The 19,781-nt window shown below is 60.6% G+C and carries 20 protein-coding genes; 12 read left to right on the top strand and 8 right to left on the bottom strand.

The annotated features are described in order from the left end of the window. Positions 1 to 381: 381 nt before the first annotated feature. The 4 genes from R4P65_RS33115 to R4P65_RS05495 all read right to left on the bottom strand — a co-directional run bounded on the left by R4P65_RS33115 (position 382) and on the right by R4P65_RS05495 (position 4,283). Positions 382 to 765, bottom strand: a complete 384-nt coding sequence (locus tag R4P65_RS33115; RefSeq protein WP_411742514.1) for a cytidine deaminase family protein — start codon at positions 763 to 765, stop codon at positions 382 to 384. Further along, a complete protein-coding gene (locus R4P65_RS05505) occupies positions 758 to 2,641 on the bottom strand; it encodes a hypothetical protein (RefSeq protein ID WP_317825743.1) in 1,884 nt (627 codons plus the stop codon). The genes R4P65_RS33115 and R4P65_RS05505 overlap by 8 nt, the downstream gene beginning before the upstream one ends. Before the next feature lie 15 nt (positions 2,642 to 2,656). Beyond that, the gene (locus tag R4P65_RS05500; RefSeq protein WP_317825742.1) at positions 2,657 to 3,586 is read right to left on the bottom strand and encodes a hypothetical protein; all 930 of its coding nucleotides are present in this window, start codon (positions 3,584 to 3,586) and stop codon (positions 2,657 to 2,659) included. Positions 3,587 to 3,824: 238 nt separating this feature from the next. Beyond that, on the bottom strand, positions 3,825 to 4,283 hold the full coding sequence (locus tag R4P65_RS05495; RefSeq protein WP_317825741.1) for a nuclear transport factor 2 family protein: 459 nt from the start codon (positions 4,281 to 4,283) through the stop codon (positions 3,825 to 3,827). 130 nt (positions 4,284 to 4,413) lie between these two features. Here R4P65_RS05495 and R4P65_RS05490 point away from each other — a divergent pair, with 130 nt between their 5' ends. Genes R4P65_RS05490 through R4P65_RS05465 form a run of 6 tightly spaced genes read left to right on the top strand, consistent with a single transcriptional unit; the run spans position 4,414 to position 10,078 of the window. Then, positions 4,414 to 5,580, top strand: a complete 1,167-nt coding sequence (locus R4P65_RS05490) for an acyl-CoA dehydrogenase family protein (protein WP_317825740.1) — start codon at positions 4,414 to 4,416, stop codon at positions 5,578 to 5,580. Then, complete coding sequence (locus R4P65_RS05485; protein ID WP_317825739.1) at positions 5,577 to 6,524, top strand: bifunctional MaoC family dehydratase N-terminal/OB-fold nucleic acid binding domain-containing protein; 948 nt, start codon at positions 5,577 to 5,579, stop codon at positions 6,522 to 6,524. Before R4P65_RS05490 ends, R4P65_RS05485 begins: the two co-directional genes overlap by 4 nt. Next, positions 6,524 to 7,639, top strand: coding sequence for an acyl-CoA dehydrogenase family protein (locus R4P65_RS05480; RefSeq protein ID WP_030537002.1), 1,116 nt, complete (start codon positions 6,524 to 6,526; stop codon positions 7,637 to 7,639). The genes R4P65_RS05485 and R4P65_RS05480 overlap by 1 nt, the downstream gene beginning before the upstream one ends. Next, entirely contained in the window at positions 7,636 to 8,064 is a 429-nt protein-coding gene (locus R4P65_RS05475; protein ID WP_317825738.1) for a MaoC family dehydratase, read from the top strand. The genes R4P65_RS05480 and R4P65_RS05475 overlap by 4 nt, the downstream gene beginning before the upstream one ends. Then, a complete protein-coding gene (locus R4P65_RS05470) occupies positions 8,064 to 9,242 on the top strand; it encodes a lipid-transfer protein (protein ID WP_230815313.1) in 1,179 nt (392 codons plus the stop codon). Before R4P65_RS05475 ends, R4P65_RS05470 begins: the two co-directional genes overlap by 1 nt. Before the next feature lie 14 nt (positions 9,243 to 9,256). Then, entirely contained in the window at positions 9,257 to 10,078 is an 822-nt protein-coding gene (locus R4P65_RS05465) for a MaoC/PaaZ C-terminal domain-containing protein (RefSeq protein WP_317825737.1), read from the top strand. Between the two features lie 110 nt (positions 10,079 to 10,188). On the opposite strand, the gene R4P65_RS05460 is transcribed toward R4P65_RS05465, so the two are convergent. Then, a complete protein-coding gene (locus R4P65_RS05460; protein ID WP_003940546.1) occupies positions 10,189 to 10,965 on the bottom strand; it encodes an SDR family oxidoreductase in 777 nt (258 codons plus the stop codon). Positions 10,966 to 11,163: 198 nt separating this feature from the next. On the opposite strand from R4P65_RS05460, the gene R4P65_RS05455 reads away from it, so the two are divergent. Then, positions 11,164 to 11,925, top strand: a complete 762-nt coding sequence (locus tag R4P65_RS05455; protein ID WP_020909130.1) for an SDR family NAD(P)-dependent oxidoreductase — start codon at positions 11,164 to 11,166, stop codon at positions 11,923 to 11,925. 15 nt (positions 11,926 to 11,940) lie between these two features. On the opposite strand, the gene R4P65_RS05450 is transcribed toward R4P65_RS05455, so the two are convergent. After that, positions 11,941 to 12,717, bottom strand: coding sequence for an SDR family NAD(P)-dependent oxidoreductase (locus R4P65_RS05450; RefSeq protein ID WP_007732641.1), 777 nt, complete (start codon positions 12,715 to 12,717; stop codon positions 11,941 to 11,943). After that, positions 12,714 to 13,352, bottom strand: coding sequence for a hypothetical protein (locus R4P65_RS05445; protein ID WP_230815323.1), 639 nt, complete (start codon positions 13,350 to 13,352; stop codon positions 12,714 to 12,716). Before R4P65_RS05445 ends, R4P65_RS05450 begins: the two co-directional genes overlap by 4 nt. Positions 13,353 to 13,540: 188 nt before the next feature. Between R4P65_RS05445 and R4P65_RS05440 the strand changes: the two genes are divergently transcribed. The 5 genes from R4P65_RS05440 (at position 13,541) to R4P65_RS05420 (ending at position 18,494) form a co-directional block, all read left to right on the top strand. Beyond that, positions 13,541 to 14,440, top strand: a complete 900-nt coding sequence (locus R4P65_RS05440; protein ID WP_317825736.1) for a LysR family transcriptional regulator — start codon at positions 13,541 to 13,543, stop codon at positions 14,438 to 14,440. 84 nt (positions 14,441 to 14,524) lie between these two features. Beyond that, positions 14,525 to 15,556 carry a hypothetical protein gene (locus R4P65_RS05435; RefSeq protein ID WP_317825735.1) on the top strand — a complete coding sequence of 344 codons (1,032 nt, stop codon included), beginning with the start codon at positions 14,525 to 14,527 and terminating at the stop codon, positions 15,554 to 15,556. Between the two features lie 5 nt (positions 15,557 to 15,561). Then, a complete protein-coding gene (locus tag R4P65_RS05430) occupies positions 15,562 to 16,548 on the top strand; it encodes a hypothetical protein (protein WP_317826130.1) in 987 nt (328 codons plus the stop codon). 9 nt (positions 16,549 to 16,557) lie between these two features. Continuing rightward, a complete protein-coding gene (locus R4P65_RS05425) occupies positions 16,558 to 17,847 on the top strand; it encodes an adenylosuccinate synthetase (protein WP_411742513.1) in 1,290 nt (429 codons plus the stop codon). Continuing rightward, complete coding sequence (locus R4P65_RS05420; RefSeq protein WP_317825734.1) at positions 17,844 to 18,494, top strand: NUDIX hydrolase; 651 nt, start codon at positions 17,844 to 17,846, stop codon at positions 18,492 to 18,494. The genes R4P65_RS05425 and R4P65_RS05420 overlap by 4 nt, the downstream gene beginning before the upstream one ends. Before the next feature lie 6 nt (positions 18,495 to 18,500). Here R4P65_RS05420 and hppD read toward each other — a convergent pair whose 3' ends face one another. Further along, positions 18,501 to 19,706, bottom strand: a complete 1,206-nt coding sequence (hppD, locus tag R4P65_RS05415) for a 4-hydroxyphenylpyruvate dioxygenase (protein ID WP_317825733.1) — start codon at positions 19,704 to 19,706, stop codon at positions 18,501 to 18,503. Between the last annotated feature and the right edge of the window lie 75 nt (positions 19,707 to 19,781).

Genomic DNA, 19,781 nt, shown 5'->3' with positions numbered 1-19,781 from the left:
ACAGCTTGCGGTCTAAGCTGGCGTCGACCTTCTAGAACAGCGGCCCAAGGGACTGTCGATTACGGTGAATCTTCGAGCCTTCCTCCCCGGGCGTTTGCGAATACATCACAGTTACGGGGTAGCTAACTCCGCGCAGGCCGTTTTTCGTGAATAGCGGTGCAACATTCAATCTTCGACTGCTGGGCTATGAAATCATTGAATTCGACGCCGACGGTCGGCGATATTGCTTCGAGCGGTCGACCGATAAATCCATTCGGTTGAATTCGAGTTTCCCGAATTTTCTGAAATGTGACCTATCTGATTTTCTGGATTTGAATTTTCGCATTCTAATTTGTGGATAAATGTGTCTCTCTGCGACAGCAGGTTTGATTTCGGAGTCAATTATTTAGGATAGAAGGGCATCAACTCTCTTACGTATTTAGAATTGAGGGGTCCCCCTGGTTGGCCTTGCCAAATGACCCGGCATTCTGGATCGGCGAATTCGAATATCCAGTCGAGGCAAGCGCCGCACGGTGAGAACCGTTCACGTTGTGCCGCGATCAGAACAATCCGGAGGCGTTTTTCGCCGCCGCTAATCATGTTTCCAATTGCGTTTACTTCTGCATGAATATCATGTGATCTGAACTGGTGCTCGATATTACATCCGCTCCATATTGCACCGGAGTCGGAGAGGACCGCGCAACCGACGGCAGTCGTTCCTATTAGTCTCGCGTTTTTCCTGACTTGCCATGCCGCGTTGGCTAATCTAAGAATTTGGTCAGACATTTTGCTGTTCTTTGGGCCATACGAGTCTGAGGTTGGAGCTTATGTTACGCCAAAAGTCCTGCTGTTCAGTAGTCTCTGCTCGCTCAAGCAGAGCCTCAATGACGACGCTCGCAGATTCTGCCCAATGGCTTGGAGGGGCCTGTACCTCCAGGACGCGGGCGAACTCGCGTGCCAATTTAGGGTACTGACGGAGGATATTGACTTCCTTTCTGAGGCGAAGAAATATAGAATCTCGTCGTGTTTCATCAAGGGACAGCAATGCGTGTTCGACTATGCAGCGTAAGGCGCCATAGCGGACCGATAAATCAATGTCAGAAGTGAGAACTTCGAATAGCCGGTCCGTTGCTTGTTTATTGGCCATTCCGAGCGCATGGACTGCGCGCCATCTGACTACCGGCGTCGGGTCTGACGTGAGGTTAATTAGTTTGATCAGTGTCCTATCGTCAATTTCTGAGCGCCGGACCACATTGGTAGCTGTCCATCCATCGACTCCATCAGCTTCAGTCAGATATTCGACCAGTTGTGATTGTGACTGAGCGGTAGAATTTGAGAACAGTGTCAGCCACTTCTGGTACATCGGGTCGAGCGGTAGCTGCTCGCTTGCGATTTGGTTCGTCTCTTTTGGGGTGGAAGCCGAGAGATACCGGGCTGACAGGTCGCTGCCGTGCATCGTGAGAGCGTCTGATACCTGCTGGGCAGATGCGACGAATCGGTCGAACCGTCGTTCGCCGAGTAACGCTAATACCTCGTGCTCCGTGGCTTCGGTGACCGTGCCGTCTGAATGGCGATCATGTGCGAGAAGGTATGCTGAAGCGTACAGATTCCAGTCATATACTTTGCGTACTAAAAGATCGCGTGATTCAACAGGTGACAATTCGAGAAGCATTGCCAATGAGTCGTAAGAAGAACCGCGAAAACTAAGAGCATCGAAGAGTTCGTGCGTCCATTCTGAGGGATCTGCTGACGCTGCCCGGGCGGCAAGGTAGTCATGAATTAGGTGGTGGCGGTACCACACGAACTGTTGGCCGCGGTTATCTGAGAGCGATGGAGAAAGAAGTTTGAGTTCAAACATCTGATTCGTAGCGTCAGATCCAACGGCATCAACGATTGTGTCGTACAGAAAAATACGACTGCTCGACTTGCGATAGTGATTAAGGGCATGATTGGCCAAGATGGACAATGTTGGTTCATCGAAATTGGTATTGAACTTCAGATTCGCAGCGAATGCCTCGCTTCTGGATCTGAAAGGGCGTGAGAGCGCAAGTGCCCGATCGAGGAGGGCGGGATTGGTCAAGAGCTCGCGTTCAGCTCCGGAAACATTGAATCCGAGTAACTCTTGCACTTTTTCTAATTGAACGGATTGTAAGGTGGCTAGCGCCCAACGGCGAGTGTCAATATCGCGTCGTACTAGTCGATCGGCAACAATGGTACCTGAGTTTGGACCAAGGGCCGCCCAATCATCCACCGCGTTTAGGACGATTGAGGCGGTACTACGGTCAACTTCGCTCAACCCATCTACTAAAAGTAGCAAAGATTCACCACCTGCAAGCTCTTCTCGACTTAGTCGAGGGATTGAGGCCTCCAGTAGCCCATCAATACTACTTTGCTCGATTCTGTCGATGCTGATGCGATGGACAGGCACGAAACCAACTCGAAGCCCGCTATCCTCCGCGAGTCGTTTGAGTCGCTTGAGCGTCGTTGTCTTTCCAGCGCCGCCGGGCGCCTGCAAAAGCACTCGTCCGCGACGTAATGCTTCAGCGATGAGGTCTTGGTCGCTAATCACATTACCTCGGTGGGCGACCAAGTCCTCGAAGGTCGAGGCGCTTACGACGTTGTAGTCGAAATCTGGTGTCTGTACGGTCGAGGACGTTGTCATGCTGTCAATCTCCCATCAGGGACCGACACGATCGATACTTGGGCTTGCTGACGCATTCCAAGGCGGCACGCCTGGTTGCGCGGGGTACGGAGGGAGGGGTTGCTGTAGGAGGCGATCAAGGATGATCTTGGTGACTAGTGCGGCCGTGTGTGCGGAGTACCCTTTCCACTGAGTCCTTTGAGCGTTGTTGTCGCCTTCGTCAAGCAGTGCCACCGCATCGTCGCTGCCCACAACGAGGTCGCTGATACCGCGGATGCACAGCCACCGTGGGTGATAGTGCACTCCGACGTCTGCCTCGTAGTCGTGCAGCATCCGTGCAACTCCCATGGACTCCATATCAATCGCTATTGCCTTGTCGAAATAGTTGAGGATTGCCTGTTGCCTCGGTGCAAAAGGGTTCCCCGCAACAGCCTCGACCGCCACAAGTTCTCCGGTCCAAACCTTGGGAACGCCAGTCGAATCAGGTCGTTGATCTGCAAGTTCGTTTGCCCAGTTGGTTGTAAGCCGAAGGGCTTCCGTATGGCGTCGTACGAGTGAAGTCGGTGGATGGACGAGGGGAAACCATCTTGGTAAGAAGCCTGAAGGTAGATCTTTTCCGTAGTCGCCAAAGTGGATCATCTCCGCGATGACTACGTCACCGAGTTCTGGGCCGTCGTCCAATTTGATCCCTCCGGTCGGGTCGGACTCTGTCCTCCGGATGCCACCGGCGATCCCTGTCAGGATGATCGTTTCGGGACGCCAGGATTCAAGTAGTTGTCGTGCACTGCTTCCCGCAGGACCGTTCGACCGTTCGTCGCAGCGCGCAACAACAAAGGGCAAAGCATCAAGGCCACTGCACAAGGCCGCTGCCGAAGTCATTGCACCGGTGTAACCTGCTTCGCGGTCTGCGCCAAGTACGGCGATCACGGCGTCCATTTCCTCAGGAATGACCGTCAAAACAGCCACGCGTGCATGACCCTCTCGTCCCTTAGGCAACAAGTCTTCCAATCATCCGAGTTTTGCTTGCGGTCAGACTACGGTGTCGCTTCGGGCAGCGCGTGCGTGCGGGACGAATTGGCTCTTAGATAGTGGCTTCTTGCGCATTCAATGGCTGCATCCGCACGAATCCCAAGCGCGGGTTGCTAAGGTAGAAAGTGCAAACTAAGTGGTTTTCTTGATATCGAATTCGTTAGATTGGTGTTTCTTACGCATCGAGCAGGATGACCGGAACGTCCTCGGCAAAATCGACTACCAGTTCGCGACGCGAGAACAGCCAGGTGCCGTCGATCTTTTCGAAGCTGTCCTGGTAACGAATCTCGATCCGGTTGTCCCGGTGGCCCTCGCCCCGCGGATAGATGTGGTGGGCGGAGCAGTAGGCCTCACCGTGCGCGGTGGTGGGGCTGTCGAGGTCGAGGATCTGCTGCTCGACGATGTGCCGGGTCGAGTGCAGGTGTGAGACGGCACCGATCACCGAACTGCTGACGACGGAGCTCCCACGTATCTCCGTCGGTGCATCCGTTCCGTTCAGTGCCGGCGGCAGGACGAATGCCACGTCGTCAGTGAAGAGAGCCGCAAGTGCAGTGGTGTTTCGGCGGTCGACGGCCTGTGCGTACTTGGCGGCCAAGTCGGTGAGAGCGACGCGATCCGAGGAGTCCATGCGCATATCTCACCTTATGTGACGCCGCTCATGTTTCGGCTTCCCGCTCATCGAGACATTCACAGCGCCCACCTAGGCATCTGGTTAGCGTCCAGGCCAAGAGTTGCCAGCCATGAATGCCATAGGAGAAACAGCGATGGATCTGAGGGAATCGCCTGAGCAGCAGGAGCTCCGCAAGGAGTTGCGCGCGTACTTCGCGGCGCTGCTGCCGGAAGAGAAGCGTCGCGCGGCCGGCGAGCAAGGTGTGGGTGGCGAGTACTTCCGCGAGATCGTGAAGTTGCTGGGCAAGGATGGTTGGCTCGGTATCGGCTGGCCCAAGGAATTCGGTGGCCAGGGTCGCTCCATCGAAGAGCAGTTCGTGTTCTTCGACGAGGTTCAGCGCGCAGGTCTGCCGTTCCCCTTCGTGACGGTCAATACCGTCGGACCGACGTTGATGAAGTACGGCACCGAAGAACAGAAGGAACGTTTCCTGCCCGGCATCCTGGCCGGCGACATCGTCTTCGCAATCGGGTACACCGAGCCCGAGGCCGGCACCGACCTCGCATCACTCAAGACTCGCGCGGTTCTCGACGGTGACGAGTGGATCGTCGACGGCAACAAGATCTTCACCAGTGGCGCCAACACCGCCGACTACGTGTGGCTGGCCTGCCGCACCGACGCGGATGCCCCCAAGCACAAGGGCATCTCGATCCTGATCGTCCCCACCGAGGACGCAGGCTTCGATTGGTCACCGATCAACACCGTCGGCGGCTTGATGGTGACGTCCACGTACTACTCCGGCATTCGCGTCCCGTCGAAGGATGTTGTCGGCGAGGTCAACGGCGGCTGGCAGCTCATCACGGCTCAGCTCAATCACGAGCGAATCGGCTTGGCAGCCATCGGTGGTCGCACTTACGGTCTGTGGAACCTGGTCCTGGACTGGGCCAAGCAAAACGGCGCCATCGACATCCCGTGGGTGCAGCAGGACTTCGCTCGTACACACGCCAAGCTCGAGGCCATGCGACTGCTGAACTGGAAGATGACGGCAGCCGTCGCGCAGGACACGCTCTCCGGAGCCGACGCCGGTGCCACCAAGACATACGGCACCGAAACTCACGTCGACGTCTACCGCACCCTGCTCGGAATTCTCGGCTCCGCCGGACGCATCCGCCCCGAGTCTCCGGGTGCGCTGCTTGCCGGTCAGATCGAACAGATCTCGCGTCAGGGTGTCGTAAACACCTTCGGCGGCGGCGTCAACGAAGTTCTGCGTGACATGGTCGGCACCATCGGCTTGGGACTCGTTCGCGAGAAGAGGGTCAAATGAGCGACATTTCGGCGCAACTCGACGCTTTTGTCGGCCAGACTTTGGTTCCCACCACCTGGGGGCCCGACGAGGTCAACATCCCCATGATCCGGCATTGGGCCGAAACCATGGGCGATACCAACCCCGTTTACCTCGACGACGAAGCCGCCCGCGCCACCGGCCGTGACGGCGTCGTCGCTCCCGCTCAGATGCTCCAGGTTTGGATCATGCGGACGTTCACCGACAAGATGGCAGGCAACGACCCCTCGCAGGTGTGGACCGATCTGATTGCCACCCTCGACGCGGCCGGATACTCCTCCGTCGTGGCCACCGATTCCGATCAGGAGTTCTTCACCGAACTGCGCCCCGGCGATCGCGTGAACTACACCGAGGTCATCGAGTCGATTTCACCGGAGAAGAAGACCGGCCTCGGCGTCGGGCACTTCGTCACGACGCTCAAGACCTACCGCAACGGTGACGACCAAGTTGTCGGCACCCAGCGGTGGCGGACGCTGCGGTTCAAGCCTCAGGAATCTGCTGAGCCCGAAGCTCCTCGTGCACTGCGTCCGCGTCCGGCTCTCAACGCGGACAACGCTTTCTGGTTCGAAGCAGCCAGGGAGCACCGTCTGGTGATCCAGCGCTGCACGTCCTGTAAGACGCTGCGTCATCCCACCGGCCCGATGTGCGGGGAGTGCCGGTCACTCGAGTGGGACACGATCGACGCGTCGGGCCGGGGCACGGTGTACAGCTTCGTGGTCAATCACCACCCCAAGATCGACGCGTTCGACTACCCGCTGATCGTTGCGGTAATCGAACTCGAAGAGGGAACCCGATTGATCGCCAACATGATGGGTATCGCGCCCGAAGATGTCGTGGTCGACATGCCCGTGGAACTTGACTGGATCGACGCCGACCCGGATCTGACGCTTCCCGCGTTCCGGCCGGCCGTACGCGAGGAGCACTGATGGACTTCAATTTCAGCGAAGAGCAGGAAGCAATTCGCGCACTGGCCGACGAGGTCTTCACCAGCAAGGCAACGATCGAGCGCACCAAGGAGATCGAACTCTCCGCTGAGCGCGTCGACCGTGAACTGTGGCGCGAACTCGCGAGCACCGGCCTGCTCGGAATCGCCCTGCCGGAGGAGTTCGGCGGCGGTGGCCTCGGCTTGTCCGAGCTGTACGCACTGCTCGAACAGCAGGGACGTCACGTTGCGGCCGTGCCGATCTGGGAAACGACCCTTGCAGCATTGGCTGTCAACGAATTCGGCTCTGATTCCCTTCGCGCCGAACTCCTTCCGGGAGTTGCCGACGGCAGTCGATTCCTGACCGTCGGTCTCGAAGAGTTCGGTCCGTACACTGGCGGCGACCCACTGACCACGGCTGAGCAGGACGCCGACGGCAACTGGACTCTGACGGGTGAGAAGGCAGTAGTGCCCATGACTCACGTCGCGAACCTTGCTCTCGTTTCGGCAACCGCTTCCACTGGTACGGCACTGCTGCTGGTCGACCTGAGTGCCGAGGGAGTGACGCTCGAACAGACGCAGTCCACCAGTTGGGAGATCTGTGCCAACGTCACCTTTGCCGGTGCACCGGCGCAGCTCATCGGTGCGGCCGACGGTACGACGGTTCCGTGGCTGATCGACCGCGTTCAGCTGGCATTGGCCGCAATCCAATGGGGCGTCGGGTCGGGTGCAGTCGCGCAGGCCGTCACGTACCTGAACGGCCGCAAGCAGTTCGGCCGTCCGCTGGCGACCTTCCAGGCCGTCAATCATCAACTCGCTGACTGCTACATCGATCTCGAAGCGATGCGCGTGACACTGTGGCAGGCTGCCTGGCGCATCTCCGAGGGACTGGATCTCGGCACCTCGGTACTGGTCGCCAAGTGGTGGGCCACCGACGGCGGACAGCGCGTCGTGCATCGCACCACGCATGTTCACGGCGGCATGGGCGTCGACACCGACTACCCGGTTCACCGTCACCTGTTGTGGGGCAAGCAGATTGCTGCCACCCTCGGTGGTTCCAGCTCCGATCTAGCGCGTCTGGGTGCGCAGCTCGCATCCGGTGTGGAGGTGCTCGCATGACCGTACTTGCCGGTCGCAGTTACGCAGACGTCGTTGTCGGAGAGGCATTGCCCGAGTTGGCGATCCCGTTGACCCGTACGTTGATCGTCGCCACCGCAATCGCCACCCGCGATTTCCAGGACGTGCACCACGATCCGAGCCTGGCCCAGGAGCGTGGCTCGAAGGATGTCTTCATGAACATCCTCACGAGCAACGGTCTTGTCGGTCGATACGTCACGGGCTGGGCCGGATCTGCATCGACCCTGCGCCGCATCGCCATTCGTCTCGGGGCGCCCAACTACCCGGGTGACACCATGACGATGACCGGTGAGGTCGTGTCCAAGGAAGACGGAGTGGTCGTGGTCAAGGTGCAGGGTGCAAACAGCCTCGGCAACCATGCATCCGGCACCGTCGCAGTCGCTTTCAAGGAAGAGGAGAGGCCCTGATGGCGATCAGCCCACTCTCGGGTGCCGCTGCCATCGTCGGCATCGGATCCACCGAGTTCTCCAAGAACTCCGGCCGCACCGAACTGCAGTTGGCGTGTGAGGCCATCGTGGCCGCGCTCGCGGATGCCGGTATCGATCCGTCCGAGGTCGACGGTCTGTCCACCTACACGTCGGAGACCAACGGCGAAGCCATCGTGGCTCGCAACTGTGGCCTCGGCGAGCTCAAGTTCTTCTCGCGCATCCACTACGGTGGCGGCGCTGCGTGTGCCACTGTGCAGCAGGCAGCCATGGCAGTTGCGACGGGTGTTGCCGACGTCGTGGTCTGCTACCGCGCCTTCAACGAGCGCTCCGGTGTGCGCTACGGCCTGGGCCAGCACGATCGCCCCATGGACAGTACGGCTGACCGCGCCGCATATGCGTGGATGACCCCTCAGGGCCTGTCGACTCCCGCTCAGTGGGTCGCCATGTTCGCCCGCCGCTACATGCACCAGTACGGTGCGACGAGTGAGGACTTCGGACGAGTTGCAGTGGTGGCGCGCAAGCACGCCGCCGACAACCCGGCTGCTTGGTTCTACGAGCGTCCGATCACGCTCGAGGACCATCAGAACTCGCGCTGGATCGCCGAGCCGCTGCACCTGCTCGACTGCTGCCAGGAAACCGACGGCGGCCAGGCGCTGGTCATCGTCTCTGCCGAGCGCGCAAAGGATCTGGCCAACAAACCCGTCATCATCAAGGGTGCTGCTCAGGGCAGTAGCAAGGATCAGCACATGATGACCAGCTACTACCGGCCCGACATCTCCGGTATCCCGGAAATGGGCTTGGTTGCTCGTCAGCTGTACGGCCAGAGTGGCCTGACACCGGACGACATCAACGCCGCGATCCTGTACGACCACTTCACTCCGCTGGTGCTTCCCCAGCTCGAAGAACTGGGCTTCTGCAAGCCAGGCGAAGCCAAGGACTTCATCCGCGAAGGCAACCTCGAGATCGGTGGACGCCTGCCGTCCAACACTCACGGTGGTCAGGTCGGCGAGGCGTACCTGCACGGCGTCAACGGAATTGCCGAAGGTGTGCGACTGGTGCGAGGCACGTCGACCAACCAGCCCGAGGGCGTCGAGAACGTATTGGTCACAGCCGGAACAGCAGTACCCACCAGCGGTCTCGTTCTCGGCGCTGTTTGAGAGAGGAAAAGACAGTGACAACTTCGGAAGCTGCGAAGACCGCCGGCGATTGGCGCGGAGCCGATCTCGGGACCCGCACCGTGTCGTACACCGAGCGCGACGCGATCCTGTACGCACTTGCCGTGGGCGCCAAGGCAACCGAGCTGGACCTCGTCTTCGAGGATCAGCTTCGGGTACTGCCGACCTTTGCTCTGACACTGGCGCAGTGGGCTCCCGACGCTCTGGGTTCGGCGGGCGCCTTCGACACCTCGACGGCACTGCACGGCTCGCAAGAGTTGAAAGTGCTTGCTCCGCTTCCGCGTAGCGGTGACGTGACGTTGAAGGCTTCGGTCGGTGAGGTGTGGGACAAGGGTGCTGCTGCGGTGTTCGAGGTGAAGGTGCAGTGCGAGTACTTCGTCGCGACCTGGTCACTTTTTGCTCCCGGTTCCGGCGAATTCGGCGGCGAACGTGGACCCTCACGTCCGGCGGAGCCGTCTGGCGAGCCTTCGCTGACCGGTGTGCTGACCACAGCGGAGAACCAGACGGCGATGTACCGGCTCCTGGGCGACAAGCACCACATCCATATCGATCCCGAGGCTGCAGCGCGGATCAACCAGCCGCGTCCGATCATGCACGGCCTGTGCACGTTGGCTGCGAGCACGCTCGAGCTTGCCCGGGTCGCCGGAGTGCATCCGGCGGACCTCGTGAGCCTCGAGGGTCGATTCGCTGCGGCAATCCATCCGGGTGAAGCGCCGTCCATCGTTGCGTGGGGTTCTCCCGATGACCTGGCCTTCCAGGTCACCAAGGATGGTCAGGTAGCGATTTCCGGTGCACGAGTGAGCTTCTCCGCCCACTAGTCCCTCCATACTCAACTGCGGGGTGCTTGACCCCTCGTCGCACCCCGCAGTTGTTCGCACGAAGAAGCAGCCCCTGAACGAATCCGCTCAGGGGCTGCTTTGTATTTGTTTCAATCCTGGTGGGTCGCCATGTAGCGAGCCGGGTACTCACCGCCGCCGTGAACGGCGATGTCGGCGCCGTTGACGTACGAGGAGAGTGGGCTTGCCAGGAACAGGCAGGAGTTGGCGATATCGGCCGGGACGGCCATGCGCTCCATCGGAATGGTCCTGGTGACCGCAGCGCCGCCGTCGGCGCCGTAGACCTCGGCGGCAGCCTCGGTACGGATCAGGCCGGTGGTGATGTGGTTGATCCGCACCTTCGGCGCCCATTCGAGGGCTAATGCCTTGGTAAGAACGAGGAGGCCTGCCTTGGCTGCGCTGTACGCCGCGGTTCCGGGCTGCGGATCGATTGCCGAGACACTGCCGATGTTGATGATGGCACCGCCGTCGTCCTGAGTCTGCATCACTGCGTTGGCAGCCTGGGCAACGTTGAAGGGTGCCAACAGGTTCAGGGCCACGATCTTCTCGACGAAGCGGGGTGACACCGTCGCAGCATCGGCATCGGGGGAGCCGCCGGCGTTGTTGACCAGGACGTCCAGACGGCCGAAGCGCTCGACGGCATCCTGGACGAGGGCTGCGGCGTCGGCGGGATCGCGGACGTCCGTGGCGCGAAAGGCTGCGCTACGGCCGTCGGCGGTGGGTAGGTTTTCGGGCTCGTTACGGCCACAGACCAGCACGTTTGCACCCGCGGCGAGGAAGGTTTCGGCGATGACGTAGCCGATGCCTTTGGTGCCGCCGGTGACGATCACCGAGCGTCCGCTGAAATCGACGGGGTTGGGCAGTGTCACGGTGGAGCCTTCCTGGTGCGGTGCCGAGCTGAATTGCCGCCCAATGTGATTGACGCGGCGTGGTCGCACACCTTAGGGTCAAGCAAGTGCTTGGTTGTTTTGTAGGTCGAGTGTAGACGACAAACGGCGGCAGTCACCAGAATCGACCGGTCCTTCCCGCAAAGGGACCTCTGCGTCGACAGACATTGGAGTAGTCACATGGGCAAGCTCGAAGGCAAAGTTGCACTCATCACGGGTGCGGGTCAGGGAATCGGGCAGGGGATTGCCCTGGCCTTGGCCAAAGAGGGCGCCGTGATCGCCGTTGCCGGTCGCACCGAATCCAAGTTGCACACCACCTGCGGACTACTCGCTGACATCGGTGCGCGCGGTGAGGCCGTGGTTTGTGACGTCAGCAAGAAGGACGACATCACGGCGGCCGTGGACCGAACCGTCGAACTGTTCGGCGGAATCGACATCCTGGTCAACAACGCCAACGACTGCAAGCCAGGCCCGCTCTTGAGCGTGCTCGACGAAGACTTCGAGCGTTCCTTCGCGACGGGGCCACTCGCCACCCTGCGCATGATGCAGGCGTCGTACCCGCACATGAACAGTCGTGGGGGCGGCGTCATCATCAACATGGTCACCTCGGCGGCCGTGCGCTGGGATGCCAGTAACTACGGCGCTTACGGTTCCATCAAAGAAGGCATGCGCTCGTTGACCCGCGCCGCGGCCTGCGAATGGGGCAAGGACAACATCCGCGTTCTCAACGTCGCCCCGCACGCCAAGACCCCAGCACTGCAGTGGTGGATGGACAAGAATCCTGAAGAGGCAGCGGCATTTGTCGCGGGTATCCCGCTGGGACGCGTCGGAGACCCCGAGACCGACATCGGTCGTGCCGTCGTCTTCCTCGTCAGCGAAGACGCCGGGTACCTCACGGGTGCCACGATCCCGCTCGACGGCGGCCAGTCGCGCTGGGGCTGACCGCCATCGACCCGATCAGGTCATCACGGCGCCGCCGTCGACGGCAATCGTCTGCCCGGTGACGTTGCGAGCCTTGTCGCTGAGCAAGAACGCGACCATCTCGGCGATGTCTCCGGGCGTCTGAGCTCGACCCATCGGAACCATCTGGGCGACAAAAGAATCGAAGACGTCAGCATCGGAAACATCTGTGAGCGAGGGATCGCGTCGACGCAGTTCCTTGATGGTTCGAAGCCACATGTCGGTGAGGATCAGTCCGGGCATGACCGTGTTCGAACGGAGTCCTCGAGTCGCGCCGATCCGGGCGACGCTGTGACTCATCTCGATCACGGCGGCCTTCGACGGTCCGTAGTGCGCGAGCATGTCACCGCCCAAGCGGGCACCGATCGACGCGATGTTGACGATCGCTGCCGGACCCTCGGTTCTACTCACGAATTCGCGGCACATCAGGAAGCTGCCCTTGGTGTTCACCGCAAAGGTGTTGTCCCACTGGTCTTCGGTGATCTCGAGAAACGGAGTGAAGACGCCGATTCCGGCACCGTTGACGAGTGCAGTCGGACTTCCGGCCGACGCAGCCACGTCGAACGCGTTCTTGACGTCACCTTCACGTCGAACGTCGCATCGTGCCGTGTGGACTGCTACGCCTAGGCTTTCCAGGCGTGCTGCGGTGTCGGCGAGTGCAGCCTCTTCGATGTCGAGGAGAAGCAGGGTGCCGAAGTCCTCTGCAAGGCGCTCGGCAATAGCGGCGCCCAACCCGGCAGCTGCGCCGGTGACAATGGCTACGGGCGCGCTCACGGCAGGTGCGTTTCGAGCAGTGGGGCAAGCAGTTCGGCTGCGCGCGCCGCCGTGATGACTTCGCTCGGGTCCACCTTGGTCACGACTTTCGAAGCAGAATCTTCGTAGACATGCTCACCGATGAGTCGCCCCTGCTCGTCGTACGGCCAAACGAATGCCAAGGTCCGACGCACGAGATACCAACCGTCGGGGTCGATGTCCGACGACTGTTCGGGGGCTGCGGGCGTGGATCCACTCGATTCGTGCACCGCGCCGAACACCCCGTCTCCCAGAATCGATCCTGGGACGAATTGACTGAAGAGGGTCTCACCCGAGAACCCGCTGTCGGAGACCGCGAAGTCGGACTGTCCGGTCCACATGACAAGGGTGTCCGTCTCGGCGAGTGACTGGTAGAAGTTGGTGACGGCGTCCATGCCGTCCAGAACAATCGACTGCCCGTCTTCGAACAACCGGTAGACGGGTTCTTCGACGGTCATGTCGGGTGAGAGGATTTCCTTGTAACGACCGGAGACCTCGAGCAATGCGTGGCGCCGGTAGTTTCGGAGGATCTTCTGGTGCCGCGGATTGTCGATGGTTTCCAATTGCTTTTCGACGCCATCCATCATGTGGACGAATTCGTGCTCGTACTTGCTCATCACATCTCCTGGTTTCGCAGATTCGGCGGGCTGTCCGGATCTGCGACAACTGTGACCTCGCGAGGCATTCGCTGTACATGTAGAACTTCGTTCGAAAATTGCCGGTTTGCTTAACTCCGCTGTTCAGATACCGTGATGGTCGTCACTTTGTGGATTCACCGCGGCAAAAAACAACCGAATGGACGGTAATGAAAAAGGCGAGGAGAGGTGAAGATCTGAATCTGCGGTTGGTGTCCTCGTTGCTCGTCGTCGTGGAGGAAGGGCACTTCGGACGAGCGGCAGACCGGTTGTTCGTCACGGCGCCTGCTCTCAGTCAGCAGATTCGTCGACTCGAGGAGCAGGTGGGAGTCGAGTTGGTCGATCGCAGTTCGCATCCGGTGGTGCTCACCGCCGCGGGTGAGGTGTTCGTCGCGGATGCGCGGCCCGCTCTCGAGTTTGCCGTTCGCGCGATGAACGGTCTCGACGCACTCGAGCGTCGGCGGGCCAGGCGGCTTCGGATCGGATTTATCAACGGGGCTGCCGGGAGTTTGGGGCGTGCGGTGATCGATTCGTTGCATGCGGAGGTGGAGCTGGTCCAACTGGACTGGTCCCAACAGGTTTCGGCGGTGGCGAGCGCGACCGTCGACGCGGCATTCGTGCGACCGCCGCTGCCGGTGCTCGACGGTGTGGTGCTCGAACGGATCGGCGTCGAACCGCGGGTGGTGGCCCTGCCTCGGGGGCACCGGTTGGCGGGTCGCGCGAGCATCGAGATTTCTGAAATAGATGGGACTGTGCAGGTTTCGAGTGACGGCGCACCACCCGAATGGGTGAAATGGTGGTCGGTGGACCCGCGCCCGAGTGGTGTACCTGTCCGGTACGGTCCCTCGGTCCGCACGATGGACGAAGCGCTCGAGGTTGTCGCCAACGGTCGGGCGGTGGTGATAACGGCAGCAACCATTGCCGAGTACTACACCCGCTCGGATATCAGTTTCGTGCGCATTTCCGACATCGAGCAGTGTTCGATCGATCTGTGTACCCGCGAGGGCGACAGCAGTCCGGCAGTGATCGAGCTACGCAAAGCTGTTTCAGCCCTCGGTGCCGCCAGGTGATTGCCGTGTCCTGATGTGATGCGCATGTACTCGGATGTAATACGCATTCTTGCCGTCTTCGTTTTAGTCAGTTAGACTAAAACTATGAAAACGATCAGCACGGCACTTGAAATCGTCGAGGCAGCACGAGTTTCGGCCGATGTGTTCGGGGGAGACTCCAGCGATCTCGACACCCGTCGCTCTGCAAAGCGTCGTTTTCATCGGATCGCCTCCGCCATTCATCCGGACCGGGCGAAGCCCGAAGATCGGGTGCGGTACTCGGCGGCAACATCTCGGTTGAACGAGCTGTACCGGAGTTGGTCGGCAGAGTTCGAGTCCGCAGATTCTCGTCCCGTATATGTGGGCGAGCGGGGAGAGTATTCGTTGGGTGGACTGGTAGCCCGAGGCTCGGTCGCCAACCTGTACCGGTCCGATGCCGGTGTCGTACTCAAGATTCCGCGAAACCCTCGGGCGAACTCGATGATCGAGGCCGAACGGAATGTGTTGACGGACATCGAGAATTCGTGCGAAGCCGGTTGGGCAGCGCCGTACTTCCCGCGGTTGATCGACCGAATCACTCATGTGGACGCCGGCGCGCGACGCCAGATCGACGTGCTGGACGATCTGACCGAAGGTTTCGTGAGCCTCGCCGACGTTCGTGAGGCGTATCCAGGGGGCCTCGATCCACGTGACTGGGCGTGGATGCACCGACGGCTGCTTCGGGCTCTGGCAGCGGCGCATGCGACTGGTTGGGTGCACACCGCGATCACTGCGGAGAACGTGCTGATCGAGCCTGATCGGCACGGGGTGGTGCTGGTCGGGTGGTCCTTTGCCACCCGCACCGGCAACCGCCCGGTGGCGACGATCGGTTCCGATCGTGATTCCTACCCAACGGAAGTCGGCGAAACAGCGTCTCCCGCGTGGGACGTCTACATGGCTCATCGCTTGATGCTGCGAATGCTGGGCGAGCAGGCTCACGAGAGAATGAAGGCTTTTGCTCGGGGCTGCCTGCAGGACAACCCCAGACTGCGTCCCGACGCGGTCGACCTACTTGACGAGTTCGACGAACTCCTCGATCTCCTCTACGGCCGGCGGACATTTCGTCCGTTCGCCGTCCCCTCCACAAAAGGACAGTGATCGTCATGGGCTACGGATACTGGGATGACAACACCTATTTGGCGGGCAAGACTTTCCGTGCCGCGCGCGGTGTCGATGACTTCGGCTACACCGATTCGCTTCGGTCGCGTCCACGAAGCAGTTGGAAAGCGGACCCGACCCTCGACCCCTTCGGCGTCGACAAGCGTGAATGCCGAGATTCGGACGGACACCCCGATTCTCTGCCGATAGCAGTGCTTTTCGATGTCACCGGTTCGATGGGTGCTGTCCCTCGCATCATGCAGGACAAGCTCGGGAAGCTGCACGGCCTGCTGCAACGGAAGGGATATGCGGATGATCCGCAGATTCTGTTCGGCGGTATCGGCGACGCAGATTCCGACCGGGTGCCGCTTCAAGTGGGACAGTTCGAGTCGGGAAACGCGATGGACGAACAGCTACGCACCATTTTTCTCGAAGGCAACGGAGGCGGTCAGAAATCGGAAAGCTATGAATTGGCGGCATATTTCATGGCGCGTCACACGAGTACCGACGCCTGGGAGAAGCGGGGACGGAAGGGCTACCTCTTCGTCATCGGCGACGAGTTGAACAAGCCGAGACTCTCGACTCGTCACATCCGTTCGGTGATCGGTGACAAGGTTCGTCAGGACGTATCGGTACCGTCGATCTACCGTGAACTCGAAGAAAGATGGAATGTTTACTTCGTTCTGCCGGATCAGTCGTCGTACTTCAACGATCCGGAAATCGCGGATCACTGGAAGAAGTTGCTCGGTGAACGCTTCGTCAAACTCGATGGCCCCGCCGCGGTGTGCGAACTGATCGCGCTGACGGTCGGAATCGGCGAGGACCGTATCGACCTGCGTGATGGACTGGCGGATCTCCGTGACATCGGTTCCAGGGCTGAAGCGGAGACTGTCGGCAAGGCTCTCGCTCTGATTCCAGGGCGCAGCACCGCGACGGTGGCCGGGTTGCCCCACGATCTCGGAACCGGTACGGACGATGTCGATTTCGCCTAGAAGGAGATCATGATGGAGCCATTCGAAGACCGCGATATCGTCGTCGTAGACCTCGGGTTCGGAGATGCAGGGAAGGGAGCAACGGTCGATTGGCTTTGCTCCGATCAAGCCGATCTGGATGTGGCCGCAGTGGTTCGGTTCAACGGTGGGGCACAGGCAGCGCACAACGTAACGGTCGGCGAGCGCCACCACACGTTCTCGCAGTTCGGCTCGGGAACGCTGTCCGGCGTCCCGACGTTTCTTTCGCGATTCGTGTTGGTCGAGCCCATCGCGCTCGCCCGGGAGACGCGTGCTCTGGAAGCGCTCGGAGTTCGAAATCCGTTCGATCTGATACGGATCGACGCGCGCGCTTTGTTGACGACGCCGATTCACGTGGCCGCCAACAGGGCCCGCGAGGATGCTCGCGGCGGTAACCGGCACGGCTCGTGTGGCAAGGGGATCGGTGAGACTGCGGCGTATGCGCTCGAAGTTGCGAATGCGCCTACGGTGGGAGACTGCCGGCGACCTGATTCCTTGCGTTTTAAGTTGTCGGCGTTGGCCACATTCTACGGACCGTTGATCGCGGAGAGTCGCCACGGTTTTCCGCCGATCGACGACATGGTCGACATGTATGCCGAATTCGGTGATGTAGTGGACATCGCCGACCCGGATGCGCTGGCTGCGTTGGGAGCCGGTGGTCGTCTGGTGTTCGAGGGGGCACAAGGTGTCCTTCTCGACGAGTGGCGGGGGTTTCACCCACACACCACGTGGTCGACTGTCGAGCCGTCCAACGTGCGAGCGATGATCGATGAGTTGGGCCGGGACAGTTATGTACTCGGCGTCACCCGCACGTACATGACACGACACGGAGCTGGACCGTTCCCGACCGAGGATCTGGAGCTGGCGAAGGTGTTGCCCGAGCTGCACAACGGGGCCGGTGAGTATCAAGGCGGATTCCGGGTGGGGCACCTCGACGAATTGTTGTTGCGCTACGCAATCGAGGTGAGCGGCGGTGTCGACGGATTGGCGCTCACTCATCTCGATGCGATGGATCGTGCGCGGGTTGCCGGCACCCCGGTACACGGAGTGCAGGCATACGAAGGACTGCCGTCCGTTCCCGTCGGAGAGTGGAAGGATCTCGATCACCAACAGGAGCTGACAGATTCCTTGAAAGCCGTAGGGGTCGTGCCGAAGGAACTTCCGGCCGACCCGGACGATTTCGCCCGGTATCTGAGCGAGGAAATGGGGGCGCCGGTGGTTCTGACCGCGGACGGTGCCGACCGGGCCGATCGTCAGGTGCGATGCCCAGTGCCTGCATGATGGACAGTGTGGACCAGTCACTTGTCTCGATCGATGTCATCGCGCTCCGCTTCGGCAATCCGGAGCCCGGGATGTTGCGATTTGCCGTCACGCCGCGGCAAGCGGAGCCGTACACCGGGCAATTGGCGCTGCCCGGTGTACTTCTCGGCGCCGGTGAGAGATTGCAGGATGCCGCCAGGCGAGCGGTGACCACTAAACTCGGAATTCCCGAAGAGAAGATCCTGGCCGGTGGACAACTGACCGTGTTCGACGAGCCCAATCGCGACCCTCGCGGTCCGACGCTCTCGGTGACCATGTGGGCAGTGATCTCGTCGAACGAGGTGCCGGGTTCGGCCGAATGGGTGAGTTGGGACAACCCGGGGGACCTCGCGTTCGACCACAATCGGATAGTCGCCGATACCCGCCCGATCCTCGCTGACACCCTGTTGTGGCGTGATCAGGCTTTCACGCGTGCACTACTGGGACCGTCGTTTCCGGCGTCGTACGCGCTGGCAGTGGCGGAGGAGCTTTCCGGTGTGCGTCCGGACCCGGGCAACTTGAACCGGACACTCAAAGCGTTGCCAGGGCTGGAACGTACGGACGAACGAGTCCGGGTCAGTGCCACCGGGCGACCCGCGGTGGTCTGGGCATGGACCCAAGCCAGCTGACCTACCTCAGAAGTTGCCCCGCGCGGCCTGCTCACGCTCGATCGCTTCGAACAGAGCTTTGAAGTTTCCCAGCCCGAATCCCAGTGAGCCGTGGCGTTCGATGATCTCGAAGAACACGGTGGGACGATCTCCGATCGGTTTGGTGAAGATCTGAAGAAGATAGCCGTCTTCGTCGCGGTCGACGAGGATGCCTCGCTTCTGCAATTCCTCGATGGGAACTCTTACCTCCCCGATACGCGCGCGCAGTTCGGGATCCTCGTAATACGAAGCAGGAGTGGAGAGAAACTCGATTCCCTCGTCGACGAGAGCGTCGACTGCTCCGAGGATGTCGTTGGTCGCAAGCGCGAGATGCTGAGCGCCGGGACCTTGGTAGAACTCGAGGTACTCGTCGATCTGTGACCGCTTCTTCGCGATGGCAGGTTCGTTGAGTGGGAACTTGACTCGGTGATTGCCGCTCGAGACGACCTTGCTCATCAGCGCGGAGTAGTCGGTGGCTATGTCGCCACCCACGAACTCGGCCATGTTGGTGAATCCCATGACCCGGTTGTAGAAGTCGACCCATTGGTCCATCTTGCCGAGTTCGACATTGCCGACCACGTGGTCGAGGGCCTGGAAGATTCGCTTGGGCGCGCCGTCACGCTTGCGGTACGACGACGTCCGTTCGACGTATCCGGGAAGGTAAGGGCCGGTGTAGCGGGAACGGTCGACGAGGGTGTGCCGAGTCTCGCCGTACGTCGCGATGCTGGCCAGGCGAACGGTGCCGTGCTCGTCGGTGATGTCGTGCGGTTCGACCAACACTGTCGCACCTTGGGCGATGGCGTGTGCGATGCACTTGTCCACGTCCGGGACGCTGAGCGCGATGTCGCGGATACCGTCGCCGTGACGGCTGTGATGTTCGATCAGCGGACTTGCCGGATCCACAGCACCCTTGACGACAAACCGCACCGCCCCACTCTTGAGTACAAACGCGTGGTGGTCGCGGTTTCCCGTCGACGGGCCTGAATAGGCCACCAATTCCATGCCGAACGCGGACTGGAAAAAATGTGAAGTCTGCGTGGCATTTCCGACGATCCATTCGAGGCCGTCCCAACCGCTCACGGGGAAAGGATCGTGATCGCTGTCGTACTCGACCAAGCCGACCAACTGGCGCAATTGCTCCAGATCCAGGCCGGCCAACTGTTCGTCGTCGGTGAGAGTCTGTTCGACGGTCATGATGAGTCCCCTCTGAGTGCGATGTACACAGCGCGGTGCTCGAGTTATGTTCGGCACTGCCAGTACAAACAGATA

The organism is Rhodococcus sp. IEGM 1318, assembly GCF_033142465.1.
In the GTDB taxonomy this organism is placed as follows: domain Bacteria; phylum Actinomycetota; class Actinomycetes; order Mycobacteriales; family Mycobacteriaceae; genus Rhodococcus_F; species Rhodococcus_F qingshengii_B.
This window is presented reverse-complemented; position numbering and strand designations above follow the sequence as displayed.